Raw genomic sequence first — 11,676 nt, forward strand, 5'->3', positions numbered from 1 at the left:
TCGGAGAAGACACGGAGAAGAGGGAGACATGACCGAAGCAGTCTTGCCCGGCGTACTCATCGAAGTGCGGCCGGAAGCGCTGATCGTGCCCGGTGCGATCACCGTGGGAAACGTGGGGGTGATCGGCACCGCCGCCAAGGGGCCGGTCAACGTGCCCCAGCTGCTCGGCAGCTATGCCGCCGCGGTGGCGACCTTCGGCCCGTACGACCGGTGGAACAACGGCACTTCGGACGAGCTCACGCTGGTCCGCGCAATCGAGCAGGCCTACAAGTTCGGTGCCACCACGGTTTGGGCGGTCCGGGTGGCGGCGCCCGACCCCAATGAGCCCGCCTACGCGTCCGGGACGGTCAACGCAGGCACACCCGCGGCCGCCAGCGCGCTGCTCACCGCGGCCTCGCCGGGGACCTGGGGGAACGAGCTCACGGTGCAGGTGGTCGGCACGGGACAGGCCGACGCGTTCGTCCGGGACGAAGAGGTGACGTTCAAGGACGGAAAGTGGCAGCTGGCCGCGAAATCGGTGAAACGCTCCGCGGTGAACCGGCTCGTGATCAAGCCGGCGAGCGGGACCGAACGGGTGCCCGCGATCGTCTACGAGGAGAGCCAGCTCAACCCGACCCGGGTCTTGTTCAAAGAGGGCGACGGCACGTTCACGTTCGGCACGCCGCCGGTGGCCGGCGATACGGTGCTGGTCAGCTACGCGGTGGCCAAGGCGAACGCGTCCAAGGTCGTCGTGAAAGCCGGGGTGACCGCCGAAGAGGTGTACAACGTCATTTCGGGGACCCATCTCGCCGCCCAGATCACCGCTTCTTCAGCACTGGTGAAGGCGACTCCGGCGCCGGCCCCGGGAAAGCCGGATGAACGGCCAGGGGAGCAGGGACCCACCCCACTGGCCGGTGGTACCAACGGCCAGACCGGCGCCCTCTATTCGGCCGGCCTGGACGCGCTCAACACCGTGGACGCGCACCTGATCGTCGCGGCCGGCCAGAACGACCGGGATTTCGGCGACGATCTGGCCGCGCACTGCGACGCGGCATCCGGGGACGAGATCAAGCGCGAGCGGATCGCGATCGTCGGCACGGCGGCGCAGACGAGCCAGTCCACCATGGTGACCCACGTGACCGGGCACACGCAGAACAGCGACCGGCTGGTGCTGGTGGCGCCCGGGATCGCGGCCACCGACCGCGGCGCGGACCCGGTCACCGACGTGACCCTGCCCGGGGCCTACACCGCCGCCGCCATCGCGGGCATGCTCGCCGCGCAGCCGCCGCACATCAGCCTGACCAACAAGGTTCTGCAGGTGGGCGGGCTGGAGTACGACTTCACCTCGGCCGAGCTGAAGCAGCTCGTGCTGAGCCGGGCGCTCACCCTGGAGAAGCGGCAGGGGTTCCGGATCGTCCGCGGCATCACCACGTCGACGAACACCGCGTGGACCCAGATCACCACCCGGCGGATCGTCGACTACGCCAAGCTCGGCGTGCGCAGCGCGGCGACCCCGTTCATCGGGTTGCTGAACAACGAGCGGGTCCGCAATGCCTTGCGCGCCACCATCAACGGCTTCCTCAGCAGCATGGTCGAGGACGAGATGCTGGTGAGCTACGAACTCGACGTGCACGCGTCGCGTGAGGACGAGATCCGCGGGCGAGTGCTGGTCGACATGGTCATCCGGCCCACTTTCAGCATCGATTTCATCAAGGTCACGATGTTCCTCGAGTAAGGATTCCCATGGCACCGTCAGAAGTTTTCACGGGGGCCAATGGCTCCCTCCTGCTCGCTCCGGACGACACCCTCGAAGGCGCCGACGCGAAAACCGTGGTGGACGCCTACGAAATGCAGACCGTCGGCCGGCTCACCGACGTCACGCTGCGGGTGAACACCGCGCTGAAGGAGTTCCACGAAGTAGGGCGACGCCATCCGGTTTCGCTGAGCCCGGGGAACATCTACATCTCGGGCTCGGTCGGCCGGGCCTATGTGAACGGCGGGCTGCTCACCTTGTTGCTGGGCAAGGGGGCCAAATCGGTCACCGTGCCGGAGCCGTACGTCCAGCCGACCTTCACCTTGGTCGTTTCGCTGCTCAACCCGGCGAAACCGGAGGAGCCGGTGGCGCTGTCCGTCGGCGGGGTGAAGTTCGAGAACTGGCAGTTCGCCGTACCGGAGGACGAGTTCGTGATGGAGAACCTGTGCTTCAAGGGACTCACCATGAGCGTGCTCGACGCCGGGGTCGAAATTTTCTGAGTTAACCCACCGTGAGGTAGGAAATGCCACTCACCGCCGAAGATCTGCTGGCCGGCAGCGGCCTCACCCACGAGGTGACGCTGCCGCCGGAACTGCTGGAGGGAGCCGTGCCCGGTGGCACGGTAACCCTCCGCCCGCTGACCGTGCGGGACGTGCAGCGCATCGCCCGTGCCGCCCGCGACGACCGGGAGCTCGCGGCCGCGCTGATGATCCAGCAGGCGTTCGCCGAGCCGGCGCTGACCGCGGACCAGGCCGGCAGACTGCCTGCCGGGCTGGCCCGGTTCCTGGTGGACCGGATCAACGAGCTCAGCGGTATCGACACCCCGCGCGACCGGCTCGCCGAGCTGGTGCAGGCGCCGCTGGCGAAGGCGTGTTTCGTGCTGGCCGACGAATTCGGCTGGACCGCGGAGGACGTCAGCGGCATGACGATCGGCCAGATCCTGATGTACCTGGAGATGGCCGGGCGGGCGGTCGAGGTCGCATGAACAGCCAGCAGCCCACGGTCGTGAGTGAAAAACGTTCCCCTGGCAACACTTTTCACTCACGACCGCTGACCTGCGTGGATGCGCTGGCGGCAGCGGGTGCGCCGCGTGCGTTCCGCGGGGCGCTTCGCGCGGAGACGGAGGTGGTGGACGCGGGGTTGCGCAGGGTCTGCGCGCTCGACTCGGCGGCACCGCGACTGCTGCCGGGGCCGTTGCTCGGCCGCACGCTGGCCGAGCTGACCGGGTGCGCGGCCGACTCCGTGGAGCCCGGAGCGTCCGAACAGGACACAGCAGCGGAACGGCCGCGGGTGCCGCGGCCGGAACCCGCCGCCCGGCCGGTGCACCCGGGGCCTGCCCGGACCCCGGCGCGGTCGCCACGGCCGGTGGCCGCACCCAGCGGGTGCCGGCCGCGGGCCGGGCGGGCACCGGCTTTCGCCATCGAGAAGCCGGATCGCGCGGACCCGTGCCAGGTCGGCACCGAACGGCTTCGCCGCCTGGCCGGGGTGCTACCCACCTCGGCCGGGGCACTGGTTCGGCGGGTTACCCCGCCCGCCGAACCAGTCGCACGTCCGCACCGCCGGACACCGGTACCGGTCTGCGAACCGACGAACGCACCGGGTATCGCCTTCCTTCAGCGGATCGGCACAGCCGGGGAACCGGCACCTGTACCCGGCCAGGCTCTGCGGCCTGGCCCTGCCGCACCGGCCGAGTTGCTCGAAAGGCTCGCCTTCGGGCAACTCGGCCGGGTGCACCACCGCGAACCGGCGAACTCGCCGGACGAGACTCGCCGGCCGGCCGCGTGGCGGGAGGGGACACCGCGGCCGGCCGTGCGGCCAACGGAGACCGCGCCCGAGACCGCGGCGCACGCTCCGGTCACCCCCGGCCCGGAGCCCGTGCCGGACCGGCCGCACACCGCCGCGCCGCCGTCCGGCGAGCACGACAGTCCGTCCAAAGCGGAGTCCGAAGTGGACGAAACGCCGAAGCGGCTCAGCGCGCAGTTCGCCGAGCTGTCGGAGATTCCCCGGCGTGCAATGGTTTCTGCCGCGTCGGGGCGGTCCGACCCGAACGATGTGGCGAAGCCTTCGCCGCCGGCGGAGAACACCGTCTCCGAGGCCGATCTCGAACTGATGATGCACCGGATTCTGGACAACGCCGCGCGCCGGCACGGGATCGAGGTGTGAACCATGCGCCCGATGCTGTCCGGCTACGAGCTGCCGCAGGTGCAGGAGCTGCGCACCGCCGACCTGCGGGCGCTGGCCGAGCACAAGCCGCCCGGCAAGGACGGCAGCCTGCTGCAGAACCTCGGCCGGGCACCGACCGCGGTCACCCTCTGGGGGATGGCGAGTGACCGGCAGGCGCTGGAGCTGCTGGACCAACTGAAAAAGGACCTGCGCACCGGGGTCGCGCTGCCGTTCACCGCGGACATCACCACGGACACCGAGATCGAGCAGGTGGTGCTCGACGACCTGCAGCTCCGGCAGCTCGCCGGCCGGCCGGACCGGTACGCCTACGCACTCACCCTGCGGGAGTACATCGAGCCGGTGGAGCCGGCCGAGCTGTCCGGGCTGGACCTCGGGTTGCTCGAGGACGCGGCCGGCCTGCTGGACGACGTGCTCGGCGGCCTGGAACTCGCGCAGGCCTTCGCCAGCGGGCTGGAGCGGTTCGTCGGTTCGCTGACCGGCCTGCTCGGCCGGCTCACCGAAGGGGCCGACAACACCGGCGGCTGAACCGGCCGTCACCGATGAGGGGAAACACCGATGGCAGAAGAAAACCTGTTCGAAGAACTCAAGGCGGTACTCGCCGACTTCAAGGGCTTCCTGGACGAGAACGTGCCGGTGATCAAACCGGCGATCCAGGCGATCGCTTCGCTGGTGCCGCAGGTCAAGGACCTGATCGACCTGCTGATCGAGCTGGTCGGCAAGCTGAAGACCGCGGTCAACGAGCTGGACGTGGGCAATATCCCCGGCCTGGAAACGGTTTCCGAGCTGACCGGGAAGATCCCGGCCTTCCTGGAAGCGGCGAAGAAGCTGCTGCCGAACGAGACCTCCACCATCGACGCCATTTCCGACGTCACCGACGTGGTCACGTCGCTGCCGGGCGTGGACGCGATCAAGGAAGAGATCGTCGCACTGCTCGACGCCATCACCGTGCACCTCAACTCGCTGAAGCCGTAAGGAAGAAGAGATGGTGCGTCCGATGCTGGGAGACCTCGAGCTGGAGCAGGTCCAGTTCGTGGAAACCGACGAGGACCAGGTGTTCACCAGGCACCCGGTCCCCGGGCTTGAGGGCGACTTCCTGCAGGACCTCGGCCGGCGCGGGGCCCGCCTGCGCCTGGCCGGGGTGCTCACCAGGCCGGAGACGCCGGAGAGCCTCGCCGCGTTGCGCACCAAGTTCCACGCCGGCGAGCCGGTGGCCTTCGTCTCCGACATCTCGTCCGCGACACTGGTCGACCGGGTGCTGATCGAGGAGATGGACGTCCGCGAGCTGGCCGGGCGGCCCAGCATGTTCGAGTACGCCTTCGCGCTGCGGGAGTTCACCGAGGCGGAGCCGATCGACACCGACGAGGTGGACATCCCGCCGCCACCGCCGCCTGAGGTGGAGAGCGGCAAGCTCGCCGTCACCGTGGTGGTCGAGGGCGAGCCGGACTTCGACATGAGCCGGGTTCGGGTGACCGTGCGCGGCACCGAGGCGTCCTCCGGTGCGGCGCTGGAGCGGGTGCTGACCAACCGCACCAGGGACAACGTGTGGTTCGAGGACCCGTTCCCGGCCGGCGAGTACACCGCCGAGGCGCTGGTGGACGACAGCCTCAACCCGGGCGGCGTGCACGAGGTGCTCACCGGCTCCGCCGCCGTGACCGTCCAAGATGGACAGACCGCGTCGGTGACCATCGTGCTGCGCCGTGGCGCGAAGACGGCGACCTTCTTCGTCATCCACTTCCGGTTCGACAAGGCGTTCGTCGAGCCGTGCATGCGGCACGTGCTGCAACAGGTGGCGGAGTTCGCCGAGGCGCACCGCGATCAGCGGCTGCTCATCGTCGGGCACACCGACCTGGTCGGGGACGACCCGTACAACCAGGCGTTGTCCGAGCGCAGGGGCCGGGCGACCTACGCGATGCTCACCTTCGGCCACGACCCGCAGGCGTCGGTCAACGAGTGGAACGAGCTGCGCCGGGCCAGGCCGGCCGGGCAGACCACCACCGTCCGGGACACCTGGGGCACCCGCGAGTACCAGCACATGCTGGCCGACCTCGGCTACTTCCAGGGCAACGTCGGCGGCGACCCGGTGCTCACCGACGACGCGGTGCGCCGGTTCCAGCGGGATAACGGGCTCGCCGACGACGGGGTGGTCGGCGACGGCACCTGGCCGGTGCTGATCGAGGCCTACCTCGGGCACGAGCCGATCGACATCCCGGCCGCCCAGCTCATGCCGAACGCGAACGCGACCGGCTGCGACCACGGCCCATTGCGCTGGCTCGGCTGCGGCGAGCAGGACCCGGTGGTCAACGTCCAGGACGCCAAGCGGCAAAACCGCCGGACCGAGCTGATGTTCGTCCGCGAGTCCGCGATGCCCTGCCAGGTACCGAAACCGGCGACCCTGGACCTGGTGCCGGACGGCGCCGGTGGCGGCGGCTGGTGCCTGGACGACGGCACCGCCCGCGCGGTGGACTGTTTCGTGGTGCCGCACGGCGAAACCGCGCCGACCGGCCAGGTGGACCCGAACCGCCCGTGGTTCCGGGTCCCCGCCGAGCCCGGCACGTTCGTCGTCGAAGGTCGCATCACCTTCGAGGACGGCACTCCGTACGTCGGCCGGTACGTGCTCATCGCCCCAGACGGGGAGTTCATGGACCGTGAGGTGCCGAAGAGCAGGCCGCCCGCGGTGGCGGGCACCCCGCTTCCCGGGCGGACCCGGCCCGATGGCGGTTTCAGCTACGAAAAGCAGAAGGGCCCCGGCACCTTCACCATCGAAGTGGAAGGACCGTTTGTCGCCAGGGCTCGTAGCCAGTCCCTCGATGAGGTGCGGAGCAACGCGGTCTGCTTCCGGCTCGACGGCGGCGCGCCCGCGGATATCGTCCTCGTGCACCGGTCGGTGGCCGGTATCCGGCCGTCCGTCACCGCGCCGGACGTGGTCGTGGTGCGGAAGCCGCACACCAGCCCGGCACGCCGCCCGGTGGTGCTGCAGGCCACCGGTACCGCGCCGTTCACCGGTACTTTCACCCGGTCCAGCGACCGGGTCCGGTTCTTCGACGCCCCAGCAGGCGGCACCGAGATCACCTTCAACGGCACGGACAACGTCTTCACCGACGCACAGCTGCTGGCGGGGCAAACGCTGTTCGCCGAAGGCTTCTCGGCCAGCGCTGCGGTCGGTGACGTGACCCTGCGGCTCGCCATCACCGTCGGCGCGGTCCCGGGCTTCGCCGCCACCCGCACCATGACCTCGGTCGAGCTGACCCTGGACGTCGGCCTCAGCCGTCCCGCCGCCGGCGTCGAGCCGCCGGTGCTGGCCGTGGCGGACAAGGCGCCGCCCGGCAGGCCGCTCCAGCTGCAGGACGCGCTGCGCAGCGCCGAGCGCGCGATGCTGATCGTGCGCCAGCCGCAGCCGGCCGGTTTCACCGGCGACCTGGTGCTGAACCTGCTCAACGGCCGAGTGCGGTTGTTCACCACCGAGACACCCGCCGCGGGTGACGTGCCGCTCACCGCGTCGTTCCGGATCACCGGGGGAACCGTGCCTGCGAACGGCCTCCGGTTGTTCGCAGAGGGAGCGGCCGTGAGCGCGGCCGCGGGTGACGCCGGTATCCAGCTCGGCTTGGACGGCGTCGAGCCGGACGGGGACCGGGTGGCGGCCACCGTCATCCAGGTCGAGGTGACCGCGAACGCGCCGGTCGCTTCGCCGCCGCTGACCGCGGTGCGGATCGGGCTGTGGGACAACGCGTTCGACCCGGTTTCCGGCATCCTTCGCAACGCGCCCGGGGCGCCGGCCTTCGTCGACCTGGACACCCGCAAGTTCCACTTCCGGGTCACCGATGCCAGGCAGGCCGGCACCGCGTTCATCGCCTGGCGTACCGAGTTCGACGACGGCACGCTGGACGATGTCCGGCCGACCCTGCCAGGGTCACCTCCGGTCGACACGGAGGACATCACCGTGACCGAGACCGCCCCGGGCACCAAGGTGTTCGTGTCGGCGGCGGTGATGCTGGTGGCGGACGCCGCGGACCAAACGGAACGGGTCGAAAGCGGCCTTGCCGCCGGCGACGTCGGTAAACGTGGGGTCGGCGACCGGAACCACCGGCTCCGCAGGATCACGGTGGACGACACGCACCCGCTGACCAGCCGATCGGTCTGCCGGTACTCGGTGCTGAACGGGGTGAACCCGTTCACCGTGCGGCTTCCCGTGTTCCAGCGCAGTCCGGAGGACCGGCGGCGCGTCCGCGTGCACCTGGTGGACGTGCGTAAGCAGGTGGGTGGTGTCGGGTTCCTCCCGCCGCGGGAGGCTTTGGTGAAGGGCACGATCCGGGCGGCATACGCCGCGTGCGGAATCTTCGCGGAGATCGACGTCGTCACCATCGACCCACCGGCGGCGACCACCGTGTGGAAGACGCTTTTCCCCGGCGACCCGCTCGGTGCCAACCCCTCGGTGGAGGTCAGCGGCACCAGCGGCAGTAAACGAGTGGCCTCCGCTTCAGAGGCCAGTGTGGTCAGCGTGGCGCGCCCGCTCTTCCCCAGCGGGCAGGACGACATCTTCCTCGTCATGGTCAGCCGCATCGTCAAACTGCCCGACCCGGGCAAGCCTCATATTCTGACGGAGTTCGCGGGGGGCGAAGCGCATACGGACGCGATCTTCGCTGCGGGCGGCGCGAACCTGGGCTTCGGCTTCCTGGGCGCGGAGTCCACCATCACCGCGTTCGCCGATCCGCACGAGATGACCCATCTGACGACGAATCTCAGTAACGCCGCCGCCGGTCACTTCGACCTCGGGGCCGTCGGTGCCGCGGCGCCGGGCCCCATCGACGGTAGGAACCTGATGAACCGGTTCCCGCTGCTGGCCGGCGCCGGCACCAGCAATCCGAAGCGGCTGTGGGACCAGAATTTCACCAACACCGCCCGAGTGCCGAACTTCGTCATTCCCGCTCAGGTGACCGCCATCCGCGGTTCCCGATTCGTCAAGCCGTACTGAGAGGAGATCATGGACATCCCACCTTTGGTCCGGAGCTACCTCGCGACCGATGACGGCATGGTGCGCAACCAGTTGCTCACCGAACATCCCGAAGTCCAAGAGCAACTGACCGATCCGCGTACCCGGCGTGCGGTCCTCGACTGGCTGGGCGGCGAGGAGGCACGGCAAGCCGGGCTGGCCGGGTTCGTCGCCGGGTGCCTCAGTTATCTACGGACCCACGCCGTACCCGAGGAAGCGGTCGAAGTGCGGCCGTTCACCCTGCACCCGGAACCGGTCGTGCGGGTGAAGGCCTACGAGGTGCTGCTGACGCTGTACTACCCGGACAAGAACCGGGAGGCGTTGCTGATGGTGCTGCAGGCCATGCTCGCCGATCCCGCGGACGCGGTCCGGACGCAGGGTGCCCATTTCGTGGCGAGCGCGGACGCGCGGCAGGAACTGGATGCCTTCCTGGCCGGCTGGGCACGCGAGGCACCCGGCAAGGGCTGGGACACCGGCCAGGCCGCGTGGCACGTCCGGCAGTTGCTCGATCCCGGAGCGGAGGGCTGAGTGATGTTGCGGCCGGGGTATCGGATCGTGATCGGGGACCACGTGGTGGACACCACCGAGGAGCCGAAGGCGAGTACCGCGATCGAGCTGTCCGTGCGGCTGGACATGGACACGCCGGTGGACGGGTTCACGTTGGTGCAGGGGCAGGTCGGCGGGTTGCGAGCGGAGCCGGGTGACGACGCGTCGATCGATCTCGGGTATGCCGACGGCGAGCTGACCAGGGTGTGCACCGGGCTGGTGGTGGCGGTGGAGCCGGGGCTGGAGACCAAGCGGATCACCGGGCATGCCACCGGCGACCGGCTGCTGCGCGCGTTCACCGACAAGACCTTCGAGGACACCACCGCCGGGGACATCGTGCGCGCGCTGGCCGCGTCGGCGGAGGTGGAGATCGAGCGGGTCGAGGACGGGGTCGCCTTCCCGGCCTACGTCGTGGACGGGCGCCGCAACGCCGCCAGGCACCTGCGCGACCTGGCCGTGTTGTGCGGGTTCGACACCTACTGCACGGCCGAGGGCAAGCTGGTCTTCGAGGGTTTCACCGGCAGTCGCACGGTGCACAAGCTCAAGTACGGCGAGCACGTGCTGGCCGCCGAGCTGGTGAGGTCAAGGCCGTTCGCGTCCACTGTGGAGGTTTGGGGGGACAGCCCGGGCTCGTCGCGCGGTGACGAGTCGTGGGCCTGGCTGACCAAGGACTTCGGGGCCCGTCGCGGCACGGCCGGCACCGGCTCGCCGAAGTTGCTGGTGGAGCGGTCTTCCCTGCGTACCGCGGTGGCCGCGGCCACCACCGCGAGCGCGGTCGCCGAGGTGTTCACCGAGCGCGGGCTGCGCGGCCGGGTCCGGATCCAGGGCAGGCCGCAGGTATCGCTCGGCGACCTGGTGCGGCTGGAGCGCTTCCCGGACCGGGCCGGGGTTTCCGAGATCGACGGCAACTACCAGGTCCGCGCGGTCGGCCACCACCTCAGCAAGGCCGCCGGCCTGGTCACCGACCTCGAAGTGCGCAGCCTGGCCGGCGCTGCCGCCACCGCACTGGGAGGCTTGCTGTGAGCACCATCGTGGACACCATCGCGGCCATCGTGCGCAACGAGCTCAGCGCGGTCCGCGGCACTGAGCTGGGCGTGGTGGAAGACGTCTACCCGCACCGCGACAGCGACGACGACAACAACTACGGCTGCGACGTCACGCTGAAGAACAGCGGCCTGGCGCTGAAACGGGTGCCGGTGGCCACCGGGCACGTCGGCACGGTCGCCATCCCGAACATCGGCGATCTGGTGCTGGTCGCGTTCGCGCAGGGGGACGTGAACTCGCCGATCATCATCGGCAGGCTCTACAACGACATCGACCGGCCGACACTGTCCACAACGGACGAAGTGGTGTTCCGGCTGCCGTTGGCGGAGCCGGACGACAAGAGCGTGCTGGCCGCGATCCGCAACCACGCCGACGGCAGCCCGCCGCGCGAGCTGGTGATCGAGATGCCGCCGAAGATCACCGTGCGGATCGTGGACGGGGTGGTCACCGCGACCGCCGGCAAGACCGAGCTCAAGCTCGACCAGTCCGGCGCCAGCGGTGGCACGGTGACGGTCTCCTCCGGCAGCACCACGATCACCATGGACCAGGACGGCGACGTGCGGCTGTCGTCGGCCGGTTCGGTCAGTTTCACCGCGGCCAAGGACCTCACCCTGGAGGCCACCGGCAACGTCACCGTCAAGGCCGGGCTCGACGCGAAGGTGCAGGGCACCCGCGCCACCGTCAAGGGCACCCTCCAGGCCGCCCTCGAAGGCTCCGCGGCGGCCACCGTCCAAGGCGCCGCTGTCACCGTTCGCGGGCTTACTTCTTTTACGCCATAAGGGGAAATGAGATGCCAGGACCTCCTGTGTCCATCGGGGCTGCCGTCGTGGTCAGCCCGGGCGCGACCGGCGCGCCGGACAGTGGCGCGATCGTCGCGGTACTGCCGCCGGTGATCACCGCCGGCGGGCTGCCGCTGGCCACCAGCGGCTCGATCTGCGTGATGGTGAACTCGCTGACCGGCGTGCCCTATCCGCTGGTGATCGGCCCGCTCGGCAGCAGCGGGGTGCGGGTCGCCGGCCGCGGCCTGGTCCGGATGGGCGACCAGATCCCTTCCCCGCCGGGGCTGCTGACCGTGATCGGTCCGCCGGCGGCGGGCTTCGTAAATGACACCTGGGCACCTTGAGGAGGACCGATGACTGAAAATCGCGCAGCCCAGTTATCGAGTCCGACCGGGTGCGGGTGT

The 11,676-nt window shown here is 69.9% G+C and carries 11 protein-coding genes; all 11 read left to right on the plus strand.

All coding sequences use genetic code 11. The features are described 5' to 3' along the window. Nucleotides 1-28 precede the first annotated feature (28 nt). Genes AMYNI_RS0118790 through AMYNI_RS0118840 form a run of 11 tightly spaced genes read left to right on the plus strand, consistent with a single transcriptional unit; the run spans nt 29 to nt 11,616 of the window. Nucleotides 29-1,714, plus strand: coding sequence for a phage tail sheath C-terminal domain-containing protein (locus AMYNI_RS0118790; protein ID WP_020669579.1), 1,686 nt, complete (start codon nt 29-31; stop codon nt 1,712-1,714). 8 nt (nt 1,715-1,722) lie between these two features. Then, nucleotides 1,723-2,232, plus strand: a complete 510-nt coding sequence (locus AMYNI_RS0118795) for a hypothetical protein (protein ID WP_020669580.1) — start codon at nt 1,723-1,725, stop codon at nt 2,230-2,232. A 23-nt stretch (nt 2,233-2,255) separates the two neighbouring features. Continuing rightward, nucleotides 2,256-2,717: a hypothetical protein gene (locus AMYNI_RS0118800; RefSeq protein WP_020669581.1), complete on the plus strand. Its 462-nt coding sequence runs from the start codon at nt 2,256-2,258 to the stop codon at nt 2,715-2,717. A 20-nt stretch (nt 2,718-2,737) separates the two neighbouring features. Beyond that, nucleotides 2,738-3,895, plus strand: a complete 1,158-nt coding sequence (locus AMYNI_RS0118805; RefSeq protein ID WP_157357407.1) for a hypothetical protein — start codon at nt 2,738-2,740, stop codon at nt 3,893-3,895. Nucleotides 3,896-3,898: 3 nt separating this feature from the next. Then, entirely contained in the window at nt 3,899-4,441 is a 543-nt protein-coding gene (locus AMYNI_RS0118810; RefSeq protein WP_020669583.1) for a hypothetical protein, read from the plus strand. A 30-nt stretch (nt 4,442-4,471) separates the two neighbouring features. After that, the gene (locus tag AMYNI_RS0118815) at nt 4,472-4,888 is read left to right on the plus strand and encodes a hypothetical protein (protein ID WP_020669584.1); all 417 of its coding nucleotides are present in this window, start codon (nt 4,472-4,474) and stop codon (nt 4,886-4,888) included. Nucleotides 4,889-4,910: 22 nt separating this feature from the next. Next, nucleotides 4,911-8,885 carry a peptidoglycan-binding protein gene (locus AMYNI_RS47285; protein WP_211225497.1) on the plus strand — a complete coding sequence of 1,325 codons (3,975 nt, stop codon included), beginning with the start codon at nt 4,911-4,913 and terminating at the stop codon, nt 8,883-8,885. 9 nt (nt 8,886-8,894) lie between these two features. After that, entirely contained in the window at nt 8,895-9,431 is a 537-nt protein-coding gene (locus AMYNI_RS0118825; protein ID WP_020669586.1) for a hypothetical protein, read from the plus strand. Nucleotides 9,432-9,434: 3 nt separating this feature from the next. Next, entirely contained in the window at nt 9,435-10,472 is a 1,038-nt protein-coding gene (locus tag AMYNI_RS0118830) for a hypothetical protein (RefSeq protein ID WP_040407069.1), read from the plus strand. After that, nucleotides 10,469-11,272 (plus strand): phage baseplate assembly protein V, encoded by an 804-nt coding sequence (locus AMYNI_RS0118835; RefSeq protein ID WP_020669588.1) that lies wholly within the window; start codon nt 10,469-10,471, stop codon nt 11,270-11,272. The genes AMYNI_RS0118830 and AMYNI_RS0118835 overlap by 4 nt, the downstream gene beginning before the upstream one ends. An 11-nt stretch (nt 11,273-11,283) precedes the next feature. Beyond that, nucleotides 11,284-11,616, plus strand: a complete 333-nt coding sequence (locus AMYNI_RS0118840; RefSeq protein WP_040405815.1) for a hypothetical protein — start codon at nt 11,284-11,286, stop codon at nt 11,614-11,616. Nucleotides 11,617-11,676: the final 60 nt, after the last annotated feature.

Source organism: Amycolatopsis nigrescens CSC17Ta-90, from assembly GCF_000384315.1.
Lineage (GTDB): Bacteria > Actinomycetota > Actinomycetes > Mycobacteriales > Pseudonocardiaceae > Amycolatopsis > Amycolatopsis nigrescens.